This is a genomic window from Pseudomonas sp. MMS21 TM103 (assembly GCF_022132145.1).
In the GTDB taxonomy this organism is placed as follows: Bacteria; Pseudomonadota; Gammaproteobacteria; order Pseudomonadales; family Pseudomonadaceae; genus Aquipseudomonas.
Genome location: NZ_JAJISP010000007.1, coordinates 228451 through 246638 on the forward strand (window position 1 = coordinate 228451; position 18188 = coordinate 246638).

At 63.6% G+C, this 18188-nt stretch carries 15 protein-coding genes; 6 read left to right on the top strand and 9 right to left on the bottom strand.

Features of this window, described 5'->3' with window-relative positions; genetic code table 11:
* Positions 1 to 67 precede the first annotated feature (67 nt).
* The 8 genes from LJY18_RS19765 to LJY18_RS19800 all read right to left on the bottom strand — a co-directional run bounded on the left by LJY18_RS19765 (position 68) and on the right by LJY18_RS19800 (position 10031).
* Positions 68 to 1990: a PrkA family serine protein kinase gene (locus tag LJY18_RS19765; protein ID WP_238043724.1), complete on the bottom strand. Its 1923-nt coding sequence runs from the start codon at positions 1988 to 1990 to the stop codon at positions 68 to 70.
* 282 nt (positions 1991 to 2272) lie between these two features.
* On the bottom strand, positions 2273 to 2602 hold the full coding sequence (gene glpE, locus LJY18_RS19770; protein ID WP_238043726.1) for a thiosulfate sulfurtransferase GlpE: 330 nt from the start codon (positions 2600 to 2602) through the stop codon (positions 2273 to 2275).
* The gene (locus LJY18_RS19775) at positions 2599 to 3423 is read right to left on the bottom strand and encodes a symmetrical bis(5'-nucleosyl)-tetraphosphatase (RefSeq protein WP_238043728.1); all 825 of its coding nucleotides are present in this window, start codon (positions 3421 to 3423) and stop codon (positions 2599 to 2601) included. The genes glpE and LJY18_RS19775 overlap by 4 nt, the downstream gene beginning before the upstream one ends.
* Positions 3423 to 3803: a Co2+/Mg2+ efflux protein ApaG gene (gene apaG / locus LJY18_RS19780; protein ID WP_238043730.1), complete on the bottom strand. Its 381-nt coding sequence runs from the start codon at positions 3801 to 3803 to the stop codon at positions 3423 to 3425. Before apaG ends, LJY18_RS19775 begins: the two co-directional genes overlap by 1 nt.
* Before the next feature lie 146 nt (positions 3804 to 3949).
* Positions 3950 to 4756: a 16S rRNA (adenine(1518)-N(6)/adenine(1519)-N(6))-dimethyltransferase RsmA gene (gene rsmA, locus LJY18_RS19785; protein WP_238043732.1), complete on the bottom strand. Its 807-nt coding sequence runs from the start codon at positions 4754 to 4756 to the stop codon at positions 3950 to 3952.
* A 110-nt stretch (positions 4757 to 4866) separates the two neighbouring features.
* Complete coding sequence (gene pdxA / locus LJY18_RS19790; protein WP_238043733.1) at positions 4867 to 5859, bottom strand: 4-hydroxythreonine-4-phosphate dehydrogenase PdxA; 993 nt, start codon at positions 5857 to 5859, stop codon at positions 4867 to 4869.
* 139 nt (positions 5860 to 5998) lie between these two features.
* Positions 5999 to 7291 (bottom strand): peptidylprolyl isomerase, encoded by a 1293-nt coding sequence (locus LJY18_RS19795; RefSeq protein ID WP_238043734.1) that lies wholly within the window; start codon positions 7289 to 7291, stop codon positions 5999 to 6001.
* Positions 7272 to 10031, bottom strand: coding sequence for an LPS-assembly protein LptD (locus LJY18_RS19800; RefSeq protein ID WP_238043735.1), 2760 nt, complete (start codon positions 10029 to 10031; stop codon positions 7272 to 7274). Before LJY18_RS19800 ends, LJY18_RS19795 begins: the two co-directional genes overlap by 20 nt.
* 124 nt (positions 10032 to 10155) lie before the next feature.
* Here LJY18_RS19800 and LJY18_RS19805 point away from each other — a divergent pair, with 124 nt between their 5' ends.
* The 3 genes from LJY18_RS19805 to LJY18_RS19815 are packed head-to-tail and all read left to right on the top strand — an operon-like array spanning position 10156 to position 12609.
* Positions 10156 to 11181: an aminoglycoside phosphotransferase family protein gene (locus tag LJY18_RS19805; RefSeq protein ID WP_238043736.1), complete on the top strand. Its 1026-nt coding sequence runs from the start codon at positions 10156 to 10158 to the stop codon at positions 11179 to 11181.
* Positions 11178 to 11849, top strand: coding sequence for an N-acetylmuramate alpha-1-phosphate uridylyltransferase MurU (gene murU / locus LJY18_RS19810; RefSeq protein ID WP_238043737.1), 672 nt, complete (start codon positions 11178 to 11180; stop codon positions 11847 to 11849). The genes LJY18_RS19805 and murU overlap by 4 nt, the downstream gene beginning before the upstream one ends.
* 1 nt (position 11850) lies before the next feature.
* The gene (locus LJY18_RS19815; RefSeq protein WP_238043738.1) at positions 11851 to 12609 is read left to right on the top strand and encodes a DnaJ domain-containing protein; all 759 of its coding nucleotides are present in this window, start codon (positions 11851 to 11853) and stop codon (positions 12607 to 12609) included.
* An 8-nt stretch (positions 12610 to 12617) separates the two neighbouring features.
* On the opposite strand, the gene LJY18_RS19820 is transcribed toward LJY18_RS19815, so the two are convergent.
* The gene (locus LJY18_RS19820) at positions 12618 to 13622 is read right to left on the bottom strand and encodes an alpha/beta hydrolase family protein (RefSeq protein ID WP_238043739.1); all 1005 of its coding nucleotides are present in this window, start codon (positions 13620 to 13622) and stop codon (positions 12618 to 12620) included.
* Positions 13623 to 13831: 209 nt separating this feature from the next.
* Here LJY18_RS19820 and LJY18_RS19825 point away from each other — a divergent pair, with 209 nt between their 5' ends.
* The 3 genes from LJY18_RS19825 (at position 13832) to LJY18_RS19835 (ending at position 18185) form a co-directional block, all read left to right on the top strand.
* Complete coding sequence (locus LJY18_RS19825) at positions 13832 to 16240, top strand: PAS domain-containing sensor histidine kinase (RefSeq protein WP_238043741.1); 2409 nt, start codon at positions 13832 to 13834, stop codon at positions 16238 to 16240.
* 8 nt (positions 16241 to 16248) lie between these two features.
* Positions 16249 to 16866, top strand: a complete 618-nt coding sequence (locus LJY18_RS19830; protein WP_238043787.1) for a response regulator — start codon at positions 16249 to 16251, stop codon at positions 16864 to 16866.
* Between the two features lie 209 nt (positions 16867 to 17075).
* A complete protein-coding gene (locus LJY18_RS19835) occupies positions 17076 to 18185 on the top strand; it encodes an ABC transporter ATP-binding protein (RefSeq protein WP_238043743.1) in 1110 nt (369 codons plus the stop codon).
* Positions 18186 to 18188: the final 3 nt, after the last annotated feature.

The window sequence follows — 18188 nt, forward strand, 5'->3', positions numbered from 1 at the left end:
TCTGCAAATGCGACCCCGCCCGGGGTCGCGTTGGTTTGCAGCTCGAAGCGTGCTGCTTATGGCTGCCTTACTGCGATTTACGAACCCGCAGATACCACTCGGACAGCAGGCGAACCTGCTTGTCGGTGTAGCCGCGCTCGACCATGCGAGTGACGAAATCGTTGTGTTTCTGTTGATCCTCCTTGCTCGCTTTGGCGTTGAAACTGATGACCGGCAACAGGTCTTCGGTATTGGAGAACATTTTCTTCTCGATCACTACGCGCAGCTTCTCGTAGCTGAGCCAGGTCGGGTTCTTGCCGTTGTTGTTGGCGCGGGCGCGCAGCACGAAGTTGACGATCTCGTTGCGGAAGTCCTTCGGATTGCTGATGCCTGCCGGTTTCTCGATTTTCTCCAGCTCCTCGTTGAGCGCGACGCGGTTGAGGATCTCGCCGGTTTCCGGGTCACGGTATTCCTGATCCTGAATCCAGAAGTCGGCGTACAGCACATAACGGTCGAAGATGTTCTGCCCGTATTCGCTGTAGGACTCGAGGTAGGCGGTCTGGATTTCCTTGCCGATGAACTCGATATAGCGCGGCGCCAGATACTCCTTGATAAAGCGCAGGTAGCGCTCGCGGGTTTCGGCGGGGAACTGCTCCTGTTCGATCTGCTGCTCCAGCACATAGAGCAAGTGCACCGGGTTGGCTGCCACCTCGTGCGGGTCGAAGTTGAACACCTTGGACAGGATCTTGAAGGCAAAGCGGGTCGACAGACCATTCATGCCCTCGTCGACCCCGGCAGTGTCGCGGTATTCCTGGATCGACTTGGCCTTGGGGTCGGTGTCCTTGAGGTTCTCGCCGTCATAGACGCGCATCTTCGAGTAGATGTTCGAGTTCTCCGGTTCTTTCAGGCGGCTCAGTACCGAGAACTGGGCGAGCATCTTCAGGGTGTCCGGTGCGCAGTGGGCTTTTGCCAGGGAGCTGTTGAACAGCAACTTGTCGTAGATCTTGATTTCGTCGGTAACACGCAGGCAGTAGGGCACCTTGACGATGTAGATGCGGTCGATGAACGCCTCGTTGTTCTTGTTGTTGCGGAAGTTGTGCCATTCCGACTCGTTGGAGTGGGCCAGCAGGATGCCGCTGTAGGGGATCGCGCCGAGGCCCTCGGTGCTGTTGTAGTTGCCTTCCTGGGTGGCGGTGAGCAAGGGGTGCAGAACCTTGATCGGCGCCTTGAACATCTCGACGAATTCCATCAGGCCCTGGTTGGCCCGACACAGGGCACCGGAGTAGCTGTAGGCATCGGCGTCGTTCTGCGGAAACTCTTCCAGTTTGCGGATATCCACCTTGCCAACCAGGGAGGAGATATCCTGATTGTTCTCGTCGCCCGGTTCAGTTTTGGCGATGGCGATCTGGTTGAGGATCGAGGGGAACAGCTTGACCACGCGGAACTGGCTGATGTCGCCGCCGAACTCGGTCAGGCGCTTGGTCGCCCAGGGCGACATGATGCTGCTCAGGTAGCGTTGCGGAATGCCGTATTCCTCTTCGAGGATGGCGCCGTCCTCATCGACGTTGAACAGGCCGAGCGGCGACTCGAACACGGGGGAACCCTTGATGGCATAGAAGGGCACTTTTTCCATCAGGTGCTTGAGTTTTTCCGCCAGCGACGACTTGCCGCCGCCAACCGGACCCAGCAGGTAGAGGATCTGCTTCTTCTCTTCCAGGCCTTGGGCGGCGTGGCGGAAGTAGGAGACGATCTGGTCGATGCACTCCTCCATGCCGTGGAAGTCGGCGAAGGTCGGATAGCGACGGATCACCTTGTTGGAGAAGATCCGCGACAGCCTAGAGTTGCTTGAAGTATCGATCAACTCAGGCTCGCCAATCGCCAGCAGCAGACGCTCTGCTGCAGTGGCGTAGGCACTGCGATCCTGTTTGCACAGTTCGAGGTATTCCTGCAGGGAGTACTCCTCCTGCCGGGTCGCCTCGAAACGTTGTTGGAAGTGGCTGAAAATGCTCATAACTTCACCTCGCTCGATGCTTAAAGCCGCCGTGGCATCGGTCGTGCGGGTGCTGGCGATCGGCTGATGGATCAGCCGAGGATAGTCCCCCAGAACACCTAATGGTCTTACCGATGGCCCGGATGCCGGCTGGCCGGCTCTACCTTGATTTTGATGGCCTGAACTAAAGGATAGTTCGGAATCGGTAAGATCAAGTGGCAACGAACGATAACAGGATATTACCGCTCGCTAGGGGCGAGTGGTAGTCCAGCGCTGGCGTGGCCTTGAGGGGCGAATAAATTTTTATTCGTCGGGTGTTTGCGCGGTTTCTTCCGGGAAGGTCGCGCGCCACAGTTCGAAGCCGCCATCCAGGCTGTACACCGCGCTGAAGCCTTGGCCGACCAGGTAGGCGGCGGCACTCTGGCTGGAGTTGCCGTGGTAGCAGGTGACGATCAGCGGCAAGTCGAGATCGGCCCTGGCGATGAAATCGTGCAGCGAGTGATTGTCCAGGTGCTGCGCGCCTTTGATATGGCCGGCGGCAAAGCTTTGCGGGTCGCGGATGTCGACCACTGCGGCGCCCTGTTGACGCAGCAGCTGGGCTTCGGACGGGGGGATACGTGTGAACTCGCTCATGGATGCACCTCACTGCAGTTACAGCGGTGACGTTCACCGCTATCGACATTCAATAGGGTTAAGGCGCCACCCCACACGCATCCGGTGTCCAGGGCGAACAGACCGGGTTCCTCGCAGCGACCTTCCAGTGCCGCCCAGTGGCCGAAGATGATCTTCTGCCCGCGGGTCTTGCGCTGTTTGTGGCTGAACCAGGGCGCATAACCGGGCGGCGCGCTGCCGGCGCCTTCCTTGCTTTTCAGGTCCAGGGTGCCATCTGCCGTGCAGAAGCGCATGCGCGTGAAGTAGTTGGTGATCACCCGCAGGCGGGTCACGCCGTGCAGATCCTTGTCCCACTTGGCGGGCTCGTTGCCATACATGCCATCGAGGAACAGCGGAAAGCGGGCGTCGTCGAGCAGGGCTTCCTCAACCTCGGCCGCGCGCCTGAGGGCTTTCTGAACTGACCATTGCGGCGGGATGCCGGCATGCACCAGGACGATGTCGCGCTCGGCGTCATAATGCATCAGCTTCTGGCGGCGCAACCAGTCGAGCAGGTCGGCGCGATCCGCTGCGTCGAGAATCTCCTGCAGGGTGTCGCTCTTCTTCAGTCGTTCGATATTGCACGCGACAGCCAGCAGGTGCAGGTCATGGTTGCCCAGTACGCAGGTCAGCGCCTCGCGCATCTGATAGAGGAAGCGCAAGGTGGCGAGCGATTCCGGGCCGCGGTTGACCAGGTCGCCGACCAGCCACAGGCGATCTATGGCGGGGTCGAATGCGACCCGCTGCAGCAGGCATTGCAGGGGTTTCAGGCAGCCTTGCAGGTCGCCGACGGCATACGTCGCCATCAGTGCAGCGAGCCTGGTACCGCCAGGCGGAACGGTGCGATAAGGGCATCGAACTGCTTGCCGTCTTCGGCGAGCATCTGGTAACTGCCCTGCATGGTGCCGACGCGGCTGGTCATGACGGTGCCGCTGCTGTATGTGTGGCTCTCTCCGGCCGCGATCAGCGGTTGTTGGCCGACCACGCCAGCGCCACGCACCTCCTGCACATGGCCGTCGCCATCGGTGATGAGCCAGTGGCGTGACAACAGTTTGGCCGGCAACTGCCCGTGGTTGACGATGGTCACGTTGTAGGCGAAAGCGAAGCGATTCTGCTCCGGCTGTGACTGTTCCGGCAGATAGCGGGTGGTGACGCTGACGTCGACCTGGTAACGGGGATCTGACATGTACAAAACCTGCTTGATAACTGCTGCTCTGGAAATTGCGGCGTTGCGAATGGGCCGGGACATAGTGTCTCGAAAGGCTCATTCACACCTCGTAAGCTCGTCTCGAGCATCCTTCGCAGTCGTTGCGATGAGCCAGTTTAACTGGCTCAAACAGCGTTGGGTTGTTCGGCCAGCCGATCGGCCAGGCGTACAAAGGCCGCCAGATCCAGCTGTTCGGGGCGCAGGCTGCCATCGACGCCAGCCGCTTCAATTTCCTCTGCGGTCAACAGGGCCTTGAGCGTGTTGCGCAGGGTCTTGCGACGCTGGTTGAAGGCCTCGCGCACGACGTTCTCGAGCAGGCGGTGGTCCTTGGCCGGGTGGGGCAGCACTTCATGCGGCACCAGGCGGACGATCGCCGAGTCGACCTTGGGCGGCGGATTGAATGCGCCGGGGCCGACATTGAACAGGTGCTCCACCCGGCAGTGGTACTGCACCATGATCGACAGCCGGCCCCAGTCCTTGCCGCCCGGGCCTGCAGCCAGGCGCTCGACCACTTCCTTCTGCAGCATGAAGTGCATGTCGCGGATCAGTGCGGCGTTGTTCAGCAAGTGGAAGATCAGCGGGGTGGAGATGTTGTACGGCAGGTTGCCGACCACGCGCAGGCTATGCGGGGCAGGGTTTAGGCTGCTGAAATCGAACTTCAGGGCGTCGCCCTGATGCAGCTGGAAGCGCGGTTCGGCGGCAAACTTGTGATTGAGGATCGGGATCAGGTCGCGATCCAGTTCGATCACGTCGAGTTGTGCGCCGCTGTCGAGCAGGCCTTCGGTGAGGGCGCCCTGGCCCGGGCCGATTTCCAGCATGCGCTCGCCTTCACGGGCATGGATGGCGCGCAGGATGCGGTGGATGACCCCGGCGTCGTGCAGGAAGTTCTGGCCGAAGCGCTTGCGCGCGCGGTGTTGGGGGTGTTCGGACATGGAGCAGCTCCAAGCCTCAAGCTGCAAGCGTCATGCAAGCGCCCAAAGCAGCAAGGCAAAGGGGCGCAGCTTACCAGTTGCGGGCGCACTCGGCACCCTGATTGGCCCGGTCAGTCCTGGCTGGCTGCCATCTGGTAGGCGGTTTCCAGGGCGACCTGCAGGCTACCGCTATCGATCCTGCCGCTGCCGGCCAGGTCCAGCGCCGTGCCGTGGTCGACCGAGGTGCGGATGATCGGCAGGCCCAGGGTGATATTGACTGCGGCGCCGAATCCCTTGAATTTGAGTACCGGCAGACCCTGGTCGTGGTACATCGCCAACACGGCGTCGCAGTGGTCGAGGTGCTTGGGCGTGAACAGGGTATCGGCCGGCAGCGGGCCAATCAGGTCGATGCCTTCGCCGCGCAGGCGTTCGAGGGTCGGTTCGATCACCTCGATCTCCTCGCGCCCAAGGTGGCCGCCTTCGCCGGCATGCGGGTTGAGGCCGCAGACCAGAATGCGCGGCCGGGCGATGGCGAATTTAGTGCGCAGGTCATGGTCGAGGATGCGGGTGACCCGGATCAGGCGTTCGGCGGTGATGGCCGCGGCGACATCCTTGAGCGGCAGGTGGGTGGTCACCAGGGCCACGCGCAGGCCGTGGGTGGCGAGCATCATCACCACCTGCTCGGTGTGGGTCAGTTCGGCGAGAAATTCGGTGTGCCCGGAGAAGGGGATGCCGGCCTGGTTGATCACGCCCTTGTGCACCGGCGCGGTGATCATGCCGACGAAATGTCCGTCGACGCAGCCCTGGCCGGCGCGGGTCAGGGTTGCCAATACATAAGCGGCATTGGCCGGATTCAATTGGCCGGGCACTACGGGTGCCGACAGCGCCGTGTCCCAGACAAACAGGCTACCAGCTGGCGCGGGGGCGCTCGGCCAGTTGCCGGGGCCGGCCTCTATCAGCTGAATGTCGAGGTTAAGGCAGTGGGCGCGCTCGGCGAGCAGTTCGCGGCTGGCGATGGCGATCAATGCATGGGGTTGCGCCTGGCGAGCGAGCAACAGGCACAGGTCGGGGCCGATGCCTGCCGGCTCGCCAGGGGTCAGTGCGAAGAGGTGCTTTGCAGTCATGGGCAGGTTCTCGGTTGTGCCGGTTGGCTGGGCATCGAGGTGGACAATCAGCGCTATGTTACGCCGTGCTCGCTGCAGAACGGAAAAAGCCCGGTGCTGCGAGGGGCAGGCGCCGGGCTTTGATCTGATCCGCTATGTCTTACAGCTTGATTTCGACGTAGGCCTCGTCGCGGATCTGCCGCAGCCAGGCTTGCAGTTCTTCGTCGTACTTGCGGTTGCGCAGCACGGTCAAGGCCTGTTGCTCGCGGAACTGCGCGCTGCCATCGGTGGCGCGGCGACCCACTACCTGCAGCACATGCCAGCCGTATGGGCTCTTGAACGGCTTGGACAGTTCGCCGCTGGCGGTGTTGTTCATCACCTCGCGGAACTCCGGCACCAGCACGCTGGGGTCGATCCAATCGAGGCTGCCACCGTTGAGCGCCGAGCCCGGGTCTTCCGAGAAGCTCTTCGCCAACTCACTGAAGTCTTCGCCGGCCAGGAGGCGCTCATGCAGGCGTTCGACCAGGCGTTTGGTTTCGGCTTCGCTGCGAATCTCGCTGGGCTTGATCAGGATGTGCCGAACATTGACTTCATCGCGCAGCTGGGTGGCGCCGCCACGTTTTTCCAGCAGCTTGAGCATGATGAAGCCGCCAGGGGTGCGCATGGGCTCGGTGACATCGCCGACCGACATCGCGCCAATCATGGCGTCAAATGGCGGTGGCAGTTGCGCCGCCTTGCGCCAGCCCATATCGCCGCCTTCAAGAGCGGTCTCGCTGGCCGAGTGGGCCACTGCCATCTGGGCGAAGTCGGCGCCATCGCGAAGCTGCTGGTGCAGTTCCCGTACCTGGCGCTCAGCTGCCTGAATGGCTTGCGGGGATGCCCCGTCGGACAGCGGGATGAGGATGTTGGCCAGGCGGAACTCTTCCGAGAGCTGCATTTTGCCGAGGTCGGACGCGAGGAAGTTCTGCACTTCCTGATCGGTGACCTGGATGCGCTCGGCCACGCGGCGTTGACGCACGCGGCTGATGATCATTTCGCGGCGTACCTGGTCGCGGGCGTCGTCATAGGACAAGCCGTCCCGCTCAAGCGCGGCGCGGAACTGCTCCAGGCTCATGCTGTTGCGTTGGGCAATGCTGGCCAGTGCCTGGTTGAGTTCCTCATCGGTGATGCGAATGCCGGAGCGGTCGCCTATCTGCAGCTGGATGTTCTCGATGATCAGACGCTCGAGCACTTGCTGACTGAGGACGCCCTCGGGCGGTAGTTCTGCACCGCGTTTAGCGATGGTTTGCTGCACTTCGCGCACCCGCGCGTCGAGCTGGCTCTGCATGATCACGTCATTGTCGACAATGGCCACAACACGGTTGAGGGGTTGTACCTCGGCTTGCGCCGCGGCACCCAGTAACAGTGCGCCCAGCAGCAGCGGGCGCACGCAATCAGAAAGCTTGATCTTCACGTTCACGATAACCTTGAATGCCTTGATCGAGGAAAGTCTCAACCTTGTTGCCTGTCACGCCACCCAAGCCTTTGAGGACGATTTGCAGGAAAATGCCACGGTCTGGCTGATCATTCTGCGACGGACTCAAGCTGACTTCGTCATAGTCGATCCAGTAGCGATTGATCAGGCGCAGCTTCCAGCAGCAGCTGTCATATTCAAACCCGCCGAAGGCTTCGAGGGTGCGATCACGGCTGTAATCGTACTGCCAGCGGGAGATCACGCTCCATTGCGGGACGATTGGCCAGATCACCGAGAAATCATGCTGGCTGACTTTGTAGTAGTCCTTGATGAAGTTGGCGCTGCCTGGAGTGCCATAGTCGCCACCGCCAACCACCCAGTTACCACTGGCTTGGTCATAGCGCACGGTGTCGTTGCGGTAGCGGTACCCGGCATTGACCACCTTGTTCGGGTTGTCTTCCGGCTGGTAGTGGAACATCGCGCTGCCCGAACGGGTGCTGCGGGTGTCCGGGTCCCAGTTGAAGTCCGACGAGAAGCGCCAGTCGCGGTTGAAGCGATACAGGTACTCCAGGGCATAGGGCGATTGCGAGGTCTGTGCGTCCGTGCGAGTGCGGTAGTCGATGCCCGGCATCTGCACCTGGCGGTCTTCGAAGTAGAAGGCCTGGCCGATGCTGAAGCGCTGACGCTCGAAACCGTTTGGCTCGATCCAGCGGTTGGTCAGGCCCAGCGACAGCTTGTTCTCGTCGCCGATACGGTCCTTGCCGGAGAAACGGTTTTCGCGGAACAGCGACGAATAACTGAAGTTGCTCTCGCCGGTGTCGAAGACCGGGATATCGGTCTGGTCTTCCTCGGGGACATAGAGGTAGAACAGCCGTGGTTCCAGGGTCTGGCGATAGGACTTGCCGAACAAGGTTGTGTCGCGGTCGAAGTACAGGCCGCTGTCGACGCTGGCGATGGGCACGCCGCGCTCCTGGCTGCTGTTGAACTCCTGTTCGGCGAGCAGGCTGGACTTGCCCTGCTGATCGAGGCTCAGGTCGTAATTGGTCTGCAGGTACTTGATCTTCGGCGTCAGGAAACCCCAGCTCCAGGTCAGCGGCAGGCTGACGGCCGGCTCCAGGTGCAGGCGCGTGCCATTGGCGCGGGCCAGGCCGCGTAGATTGCTGTCATACCAAGGTTGTTCGGCGACACCCTCTTCGTTGATGAAGCTGCCGCTGCGCAGGTCGCGGTCGAAACGCACCAGTTCACTGCCGTAGCTGATATTCAGGCCACCCGGCTGGAACGGCAGGGCACCATCGAGGGTGATCTGCGGCAGGCGGTTGTACGGCGTGATATCGGTGATATTGGCCAGTTCATAGGCGTGCGCATTGAGGCGCGCGGTATAGCTGCCGCCACGATAGGTCAGGGTGCCGCGCTGGTTGACGTAGGTGGTGGAGTCAATGCCGAGATCGGTGTCCAGATCCTGGAAGTAATAGGGATCGCTGATGTCGGTGTAGTCGACTTCGGCCAGCAGGCGCGAGTTGAGGCCGCCCTTGTGCTGCCAGCTATAGAGCCAGCGCTGATCTTCGTAGTCCGACTGCAGTTTGCGGTCGTCGTTGCTGTCGTCGAGGTAAGCCGCGCCAAACTGGCCTTCGCTGCTCTTGGTCAGGTAGCGACCTTCGCCTTCGATGAGCAGACCGCGGTCACTCATGTAGGTCGGATAGAGCGTGGCGTCGTAGTTCGGCGCCAGGTTGAAGTAGTAGGGCGTCTGCAGCGTCATGCCGTTATCGCTGGAGCTGCTGATGCTCGGCGGCAGGAAGCCGGATTGACGGCGGTCGTCGATCGGGAAGTAGATGTAGGGGGTGTAGAAAACCGGGAAATCCTTCACCCGCAGGGTCACGTTGGTCGCAGTACCGAAGCCGGTGGCCGGGTTCAGGGTGACGTTGTTGCCCTTCAGGTGCCAGGTGTTGCTGCCCGGTTCACAGGTGGTATAGGTGCCGTCTTTCAGGCGAATAACCGCGGTTTCTTCACGCTTGGCGTAGAGCGCGCTGCCACGTACATGGCTTTTGTGCAGTACATACTCGGCGTTCTCGACCTTGGCTTCGCCGTTGTCGAGTTGCAGTTCGGCACGATCACCAACGACCAGAATGCCCTGGTCGCGCAGGCGCACGTTGCCGATCAGTTCGCCGCGGTTCTCGGCCTGACGCAGGCTGGCTTCGTCGGCCTCGACCTGCATGCCGGCCTGGCGCAGCACGACATCGCCGGCCAGGGTGGCAACCTGTTGTTCCTGCTCATAGCGCGAGGCTTTGGCGGTAATGAACATTGGCGCTTCATTCATCGGCGTCTGGTCGTTCATCCCCGGCCTGCTCGGCTCGACGTAGCCGCCCGCGCAGTAGGGGCCGACTTCCGCCAGTTGCGCTTCGTTCAGCTTCTCGCGGGGCACCCAGTCGAGATGGCTGTAGTCGGCGCTGCGCGTAGCCAGGGCTTTGCCGCCGCTCTCCGTGACCAAGGTGGCGCGGGAGGCTCGACTTGCGTCAGAACTGTCCTGGCGCTGGGCCGTGGTCGCAACTCTCGGCTCGGGTCGCTCCGGCACGGCGGCGCTACTGGTTTTCGGGGCGCAGGCCCAGCCTCCGGTAGCGGATGCCTGGCAGTCGTACTGCTCGGCAGCAACAGCGAATTGACTGGCCAGTGGCTGCAAGGCCAAAAGGCTGCCAGTTACCAGAAGAGGGAATTTTTTGCGGAACCTAGGGTATTTTACTGCCATCTTGTTTTCCGGGCTTCCTGCGGGCATTGGGCCCAGAGGCCGCACGCCTCTCGATGGGCTGAAAAAGATGCTGGATAATAAAGCATGACCCGCGCAACGGCTAGCGCCGTCGGAGACCCTTGTAATGCCTGATGAAGATATACGCCTGCAGCTCCTTAATCGTTGGCTCGACCAGCAACTGCCAGCCTTGTTCGCCGCCCGCGGTTGGGGGGAGGTGCCGCTCGGCACGCTGACGCCCGCCAGCAGTGATGCCAGTTTCCGCCGATATTTCCGTTGGCAGGGCGATGGCCGCACTCTGATTCTGATGGATGCGCCACCGCCTCAGGAGGACTGCCGTCCCTTCGTCAAGGTCGCCGAACGGCTGGGCGAGGCTGGGGTCAATGTGCCGCAGATCCTCGCCCAAGACCTGGAGCGCGGATTTCTCCTGCTCAGCGATCTGGGGCGGCAGACCTACCTGGAGGTGATCGATGCCCAGAACGCCGATCAACTGTTCGACGATGCAGTGCAGGCCTTGCTGGCCTTTCAACGGCTGCCGATGGATGCGCCGCTGCCCAGTTATGACGATGCCTTGCTGCGCCGCGAGCTGCAGCTTTTTCCCGAGTGGTATGTAAAGCGTCACCTGGGCGTCGAGCTGAGCGAGGCGCAGCAGGCTGCCTGGCAGCGTATCTGTGCGCTGCTGATCGACAGTGCTCTGGCCCAGCCCAAGGTGCTGGTGCACCGCGACTACATGCCTCGCAACCTGATGCTCAGCACGCCGAACCCGGGGGTGCTGGACTTTCAGGACGCGGTCTACGGTCCGGTAACCTATGACGTCACCTGCCTGTTCAAGGATGCCTTTCTCAGTTGGCCCGAGGCGCGGGTGCGCGACTGGCTCGAGGGCTACTGGCAGCAGGCCAAGGCGGCAGGGATTGCGGTGCAGGCCGAGCTGGACGAGTTTCTCCGTGCCAGCGACCTGATGGGTGTGCAGCGTCATCTCAAGGTGATCGGCATCTTCGCGCGGATTTGTCACCGTGATGGCAAACCCAGGTACCTGGACGATGTCCCGCGTTTCTTCACTTACATAGAAGCCGTGCTGGCGCGCCGTCCGGAACTGTCCGAGCTGGCGGAGCTGTTCGCCAGCCTGCCCCAGGCCACCGCGGTGCCGGCATGAAGGCGATGATCCTGGCGGCCGGCAAGGGCGAGCGCCTGCGGCCCTTGACCCTGCATACGCCCAAGCCGCTGGTGCAGGCCGCCGGCGTGCCCTTGATCGAGTACCACGTGCGCGCCCTGGCCGCCGCCGGGTTCCGCGAGTTGGTGATCAACCACGCCTGGCTCGGTCAGCAGATTGAGGATTACCTCGGCGATGGTGCGGCCTTTGGCCTGAGCATCGTCTATTCGGCCGAAGGCGAACCGCTGGAAACCGGTGGTGGGATTTTTCGCGCCCTGCCGCTGCTGGGTGATCAGCCCTTTGCGCTGATCAACGGCGACATCTTCACCGACTACCCCTTTGCCCAGTTGCGTCGACCCTTGTCGGGGTTGGCTCATCTGGTGCTGGTGGATAATCCGCCGCATCATCGCTCTGGTGATTTTGCCTTGTGCGCCGAGCGCGTCGGCGAGGCGCACGCCGAGCAACCGAGTCTGACCTACAGTGGTATCGCCGTGCTGGCGCCGGCCTTGTTTGCCGGCTGCCAGCCGGGTCCTTTCAAGCTGGCCCCGCTGTTGCGCCGCGCCATGAGCGAAGGCTTGCTGAGCGGCGAGCGCTTCGCCGGTCGTTGGGTCGATGTCGGCACCCATGAGCGCTTGGCCGAAGTCGAGCGTTTGCTCGCCGTGGGGCACTGAGATGCTCTGGCCGGCGACGCTGCTGGGTGCCGTTGGCGGCGCGGCGCTGGCCAGCATTCCCGGCGCCTTGCTCGGTGGGCTGCTCGGCCAGGTTGTGGATCGGCGCTTGCGTTTGCACAGTTGGGCGGCGTTGCGCGAGCGGCTGGGCGGCAAGCCGTATCCGGGGGACGAGGAGGTGTTGTTTGTCCTGCTCGGTCGCCTGGCCAAGTGCGATGGCCGTGTGCTGCAGGCGCATATCCTCCAGGCGCGCGCCGAGATGCAGCGCCTGGGCCTGGATGCCGCGGGTCAGCAGCGGGCGGTCGCGGCCTTCGCGCGCGGCAAGATCGGCCGCGAAGGCCTGCGCGCGCCCTTGCGCCGCCAGCGCGTACAGGCCGAAGCCCTGTTGCGTGCATGTTGGCGCATGGCTTGGGTGGACGGGCGGGTCAGCCAGACCGAGCGCGAGTTGATTCTGCTGTGGGGCAAGTGGCTGGGCGTGTCGATGGCGACCCAGCAAGTGCTGAGCGCGGCCTATGCGCCGAAGCAGGGGCCGGTGGCTGCCACGGGCGGTAGCTATCAGCAGGCACTACGTCTGCTCGGGGTGAGCGCCGATAGCGAGCCGGCGCAGATCAAGCGCGCCTACCGGAGGCTGTTGAGTCGCCACCACCCGGACAAGCTTGCCGGCAGCGGGGTATCGCCCGAGCGGCTGCGCGAGGCCACGGAAAAGACCCGTGAACTGCACCAGGCCTACGGGCTGGTTCGCCAGCGGCGCGGTTTTCGCTAGCAGGCTGTTCAACCTGCCGGCAGTTGCAGCGTCAGCCAGCCGCGCAGCCGGCGGTACAGCTGTTCCTGTTCGACTTCGGGGTTGCCCGGCAAGGCCTTGAGTGCCACCTGGGTATAGGCCGGATGTTTCTGGCGTTTGCTGGCCTGGGCGCGTTCGGTGGCCGCACTGCGCTCGAGTGGCCGATCCTTGTAGTAGAAGTCGCCGGTGGCCAGCTTGAGGCTGGCTTGCAGCTCTTCCAGCCCGGGGCTGGCATCGGCTGCCGGCTTGACGTCCACCAGCAGCAGGCCGCGCACGTCGGCGGGTTGTTCCTCGCTGAGATAGCGCATGCTCCAGTAGCCGCCACTGCCATGACCGAGCAGGACGATCTGTTTGGCCTGCTGCTGGCGGGCCAGTTCCAGGGCCGCGGCGATGCGCTGCTTGATACGTCGGGCGTGACGTTCGCTGGCGTCTTCCTTGGGCTGGTCAGCCTGGCCATCCGGATCGGGTTGCGCAGTGTCGGTGGCTGGCGGCAACTCTTCAGCCTCGGCGTCGAGCGGTGGCCCATCGGTCGCCATAGCTGCGCTTGTGGCCTGGAGGGCTAGTGGTGGGTCGTTCTGCGGATCGGGCAGGCTCAGGGTCAGGCTGTGCCAGCCGGCATCCGGCAGCTTGCGGCGCAGCGGGCCAATTACTTTGGGCCAATCGGCGCTTTCGCCATCGCCCGCCACCAGCACCACCACGCCATGAGCCTCGGCGGTATTGGCAGGTAGCCACAGGGCCAGGAAGGTCTCATCCCCGGCGTGCAGCTGCTGCTGTTCCTGATCGGGTAGCTGGCGGATCAGCGCGCTGGCGGCAGCCGCACTGCGTTCGGCTGGTGGCAGGCGGCTCAGGTCTGTCGCGGGCGGCTCGGCCGCTACGCCCTGCTCGCCACCGGCCGCGTCCGTCGTACTGGCCTCTGCGGCCTGCAACGGTGAGCCGAGCGGCAGTACCAGGCTCAGGCTCAGGGCTGCCAGCAGGGGGCGGATGGCGCAGGGCATGGACGACTCCAGGGGGCAGTTTGAGCGCCCCAGCCTACTGCTTGTGCGGCGTTTTGTCAGTGCCAACCCTTGGCGAGGCGGGCCTCGACTGGAGTAAGGTATCACCCTTGTGAAAAGACTCCTGCCAGTGGCGGCTGCCTCGCGACGGCGTTCGAGCTTCTCACTCCCTCGGAATATTATTCCGCTGCCCTGGCAGAGTAATTTTGGCAATGAGTACTATGTGGTCGCGCATCCTCTTTCTGCTCCTGCTGTGGCCGTTTTTTGCCTGGGCTGAAAGCGCGGTGCTGCCCCTGCGGCCGCTCTTCACGGCCGAGCAGCAGGCCTGGCTCGCCGAGCATCGGCAGTTGCGCGTGGGCCTGCTCATGCAGGCGCCCTGGGCCTTGTACGATCGCCGTCTGCAGCGACTTTCCGGGGCCAACGTCGAGCTGATGAGCCGTGTGCTGCAGGGCATGGGCGTGCAGCCGCTATGGTTGCGCTACGCCGACCAAGGCGAGCTGGATAGCGCGCTGCGCCGTGGCGAGGTCGACCTCGCGCCGGGACTGCAGCAGACCCCACACGGGCTGCGCCTATGGCTCTATTCCACGCCCTACATGCGGGTGCCGCATCTGGTGGTGAGTGAGCAGCGCGGCATCAGCGCAGTCGACCTCGACCGCCTGGCATACGATGAGCTGGTCGCGGTGCGCGAACCGAGCCCGGTGTTCGAGTACCTGTACAAGACCCACAACAATCTGCAGCTGCAGGGGGTGAGTTCGGAGCGCGTGGGCCTGTTGCGCCTGTTGCGCCAGGAGGTCAGCTACGCGGTGGTCGACGAGGCGCGGCTGAGTCTGCTGCTGCGCGAGCCGCAGTTCGCGGCCCTGAGCATCGTCGGCGATATCGGTCTGCCGCAGCTGCTGCGCATCGCCAGTCGGCGCGACCAGCCGCTGCTGGCGGAAATCGTCGAGCGGACCCTGGAGGCCATGCCCGGACGCGAGATCGAGCATCTGCGTGAGCGCTGGCTGCCGTTGAAATACCCGCAGATTGGCGAATCGCTGGCCTTCTGGCGGGGCCTCGCGCTGCTCCTGCTGTTGGCCTTGCTTAGCGCCGCGGCCATCATCCTGCACCTGCGCCAGCAGCGCCGCGGCCTGGAGCGTCAGCTGCTCGGCGTGCGCCAGGAATTGACTCAGCGCGAGGTGGCCGAGCAGGCCCTGCGCCTCAGCCAGTTCTCCATCGACCACAGCACCGTGGGCATACTCTGGGTCAATTGGGACAGCCATGTGCGTTACGCCAACCGCGCCGCCGAGGACATGCTCGGCTATGCCAGCGGGGCGCTGGTGGAGCGGCCGTTACAAGCCCTGGAGCCGAGCCTGGATATGGACCGCTGGCTGAGCCTGTGGAAGTTGGCGCGCAGCAGTGGCGAGGCCTTGCCAGCATTCGAGACCGAGTGCCTGTGCGCCGATGGCAGTGGCTTGCCGGTGGACGTGTCGCTGAGCTTCCTGCGCTTCGACCGGGCGGAATACCTGGTGGTGTTCCTTGCCGATGTCACCGAACGCCGCCGCGCCCGCGCCGCCCTGCAGGAGAGCGAGGCGCGACTCAAGGGCATCGCCGGCAATGTGCCCGGGCTGGTGTTTCGCCTGGAGCGCGCCGCCATCGAGCAGGCGGTGGTGTTCGCCTACATCAGCGAGGGCAGCGTCGAACTGGTCGGTTATCCGGCCGTCGAGTTGCAGCGCGCCGACCGCGGGATTCGCAGCCTGGTGCATCCCGATGATCAGGCCAGCTACCGGCGCAGCCAGGACGCGGCCCTGGCCGGCGACAGCGACTGGCAGTGGCAGGGGCGCATTGTCACCCGCGCCGGTCAGCTGCGTTGGGCCGATATCAAGGCCACCGCGCGGCGCCTGGGCGAGGGCCGGGTGGTGTGGGACGGGATCGTCTGGGACATCACCGAGAACAAGCAGGTGGAGCTGGCGCTGGGCGAGTCGCGGGCCCGCCTGCGTGAGCTGTCGGCCCATCTGGAAAGCGTGCGCGAGGAGGAAAAGGCGCGCATCGCCCGCGAAGTGCACGACGAGTTGGGCCAGGTGCTCACCGTGCTCAAGCTGGAAACCGCCATGTGCGAACTGGTCTGCTCCGGCCAGATGCCGGAGCTGGATCGGCACCTGCAGAATATGAAGCGCCTGATCGCCCAGCTGTTTCAGCTGGTGCGCGATGTGGCCACCGCCCTGCGCCCGCCCATTCTCGATGCCGGCATCGCCTCGGCCATCGAGTGGCAGGTACGCCGCTTCGAGGCGCGTACCCAGATCCCTTGCATGATCGAGGTGCCGGAGAACCTGCCGAAACTCAGCGATGCCAAGGCCATCGGCCTGTTTCGCATTCTCCAGGAGGCGCTGACCAACATCATGCGCCACGCCGGCGCGCACAGCGTCCGGGTGAGCCTGCGCCTGGAGGACGGCGAGCTGTGCCTGTGCGTCAGCGACGACGGCAAAGGCTTTGCGCCCGAGCCGCGCAAGCCGGGGCAGTCGTTCGGCCTGGTCGGCATGCAGGAGCGGGTATTGATGCTCGGTGGCCAGTTGCAGATTGACAGCCAGCCCGGCGAAGGCACTACGCTGTGCGCACGAGTGGCGGTGACCGAGGAGGAAGTGGCGTGATTCGGGTAATGGTGGCTGAGGACCACGCCATAGTGCGTGAGGGCATCAAGCAGTTGATCGGCATGGCCCGCGACCTCGAGGTGGTGGGCGAGGCCGGCAATGGCGAGCAGTTGCTCGAGTGTCTGCGCAAGACCGCCTGCGACGTGGTGCTGCTGGATATCAGCATGCCCGGGGTCAACGGCCTGGAAGCAATTCCACGGATCCGCGCGCTGGCCGGTGGACCGGCGATCCTGGTGCTGTCGATGCACAACGAAACGCAGATGGCGGCCCGTGCGCTCAAGGTTGGCGCCGCCGGTTATGCGACCAAGGACAGCGACCCGGCCCTGCTGATCACGGCCATCCGCAAAGTGGCCGCTGGTGGCCGCTACATCGATCCCGACCTGGCCGACCGCATGGTCTTCGAGGTCGGCCTGACCGATTCGCGACCGCCCCATGCCCAGCTTTCCGAGCGCGAATTCTCGGTGTTCGAGCGCCTGGTGCGCGGCGAAGGGGTCAACGACATCGCCCTGCATCTGGCGATCAGCAACAAGACCGTGAGTACCCACAAGGCGCGCCTGATGCAGAAGCTCGGGGTGCACTCGATGGCCGATCTGGTGCGCTATGCCATGGAGCATCGCCTGGTGTGAGAGGGTGTTTGCTAATTACTGCGCTCGACCTCTGAGTCGGCGTGCCGCGCATCCGCAGCCTGGCGGATGACCTTGGTCTTGTAGGGCAATGCCTACACCAAACTCTCCGTTGATCTGATGCCAGGTCGTCATCCTGCCCGATTTTTTCAGTACCGCGCTGCACCTAGTCTGTACCCAACGACGTACAGACAACAACAAAGGGTGCGGTGATGTCCGAGTCTCAGGCAAACGATGTGTTGGTGAGCTTTCGCGGTGTGCAGAAGAGCTATGACGGCGAGAATCTGATCGTCAAGGATCTCAATCTGGACATCCGCAAGGGTGAGTTCCTGACCCTGCTCGGCCCATCGGGTTCAGGCAAAACCACCAGTTTGATGATGCTGGCCGGGTTCGAAACCCCCACCGCCGGGGAAATCCTCCTCGGCGGCCGCTCGCTGACCAAGCTGCCACCGCACAAGCGCGACATCGGCATGGTGTTCCAGAACTACGCCTTGTTCCCGCACATGACGGTGGCCGAGAACCTGGCCTTTCCGCTGACCGTGCGCGGCTTGTCGCGCACCGACATCAGCGAGCGGGTCAAGAAGGCGCTGTCGATGGTGCAACTGGACAGCTTCCGCAATCGTTACCCCGGCCAGCTTTCCGGTGGCCAGCAGCAGCGTGTGGCCCTGGCCCGCGCCCTGGTGTTCGAACCGCAACTGGTGCTGATGGACGAACCCCTGGGCGCCCTCGACAAGCAGCTGCGCGAACACATGCAGATGGAGATCAAGCACCTGCATCAGCGTCTGGGCGTGACCGTGGTCTATGTGACCCACGACCAGGGCGAGGCGCTGACCATGTCCGACCGGGTGGCGGTGTTCCATCAGGGCGAGATCCAGCAGATTGCCGAGCCGCGCACCCTCTATGAGCAGCCGAGCAATACCTTCGTCGCCAACTTCATCGGCGAGAACAACCGCCTCAGCGGTCACCTGATCAGCCGCGATGGCGAGCGCTGTGTGGTCGGCCTGGCCCGCGGCGAGCGGATCGAAGCGCTAGCGGTCAACGTCGGTCAGCCTGGCGAGCCGGTGACCCTGTCGGTGCGGCCCGAGCGGATTCGCCTGAACGGCCACAGCGAGGCCTGCCCGAACCGCTTCTCCGGGCGCGTCGCCGAGTTCATCTATCTGGGCGATCACGTGCGCATTCGCATGGAGGTCTGCGGCAAAACCGATTTCTACATCAAACAACCGGTGGCCGAGCTGGATAACGCCCTGGTGGTTGGCGATCTGGTGCCGCTCGGCTGGCATGTCGAGCACGTCCGCGCCCTCGACCCGCAGCAGCCAGACTGAAGC

Bases quoted from the DNA above. Each gene is read 5' to 3' on its own strand.
- LJY18_RS19765 (WP_238043724.1), bottom strand. From the start codon at position 1,990: ATGAGCATTTTCAGCCACTTCCAACAACGTTTCGAGGCGACCCGGCAG.
- glpE (WP_238043726.1), bottom strand. From the start codon at position 2,602: ATGAGCGAGTTCACACGTATCCCCCCGTCCGAAGCCCAGCTGCTGCGT.
- LJY18_RS19775 (WP_238043728.1), bottom strand. From the start codon at position 3,423: ATGGCGACGTATGCCGTCGGCGACCTGCAAGGCTGCCTGAAACCCCTG.
- apaG (WP_238043730.1), bottom strand. From the start codon at position 3,803: ATGTCAGATCCCCGTTACCAGGTCGACGTCAGCGTCACCACCCGCTAT.
- rsmA (WP_238043732.1), bottom strand. From the start codon at position 4,756: ATGTCCGAACACCCCCAACACCGCGCGCGCAAGCGCTTCGGCCAGAAC.
- pdxA (WP_238043733.1), bottom strand. From the start codon at position 5,859: ATGACTGCAAAGCACCTCTTCGCACTGACCCCTGGCGAGCCGGCAGGC.
- LJY18_RS19800 (WP_238043735.1), bottom strand. From the start codon at position 10,031: ATGGCAGTAAAATACCCTAGGTTCCGCAAAAAATTCCCTCTTCTGGTA.
- LJY18_RS19805 (WP_238043736.1), top strand. From the start codon at position 10,156: ATGCCTGATGAAGATATACGCCTGCAGCTCCTTAATCGTTGGCTCGAC.
- murU (WP_238043737.1), top strand. From the start codon at position 11,178: ATGAAGGCGATGATCCTGGCGGCCGGCAAGGGCGAGCGCCTGCGGCCC.
- LJY18_RS19815 (WP_238043738.1), top strand. From the start codon at position 11,851: ATGCTCTGGCCGGCGACGCTGCTGGGTGCCGTTGGCGGCGCGGCGCTG.
- LJY18_RS19820 (WP_238043739.1), bottom strand. From the start codon at position 13,622: ATGCCCTGCGCCATCCGCCCCCTGCTGGCAGCCCTGAGCCTGAGCCTG.
- LJY18_RS19825 (WP_238043741.1), top strand. From the start codon at position 13,832: ATGAGTACTATGTGGTCGCGCATCCTCTTTCTGCTCCTGCTGTGGCCG.
- LJY18_RS19830 (WP_238043787.1), top strand. From the start codon at position 16,249: ATGGTGGCTGAGGACCACGCCATAGTGCGTGAGGGCATCAAGCAGTTG.
- LJY18_RS19835 (WP_238043743.1), top strand. From the start codon at position 17,076: ATGTCCGAGTCTCAGGCAAACGATGTGTTGGTGAGCTTTCGCGGTGTG.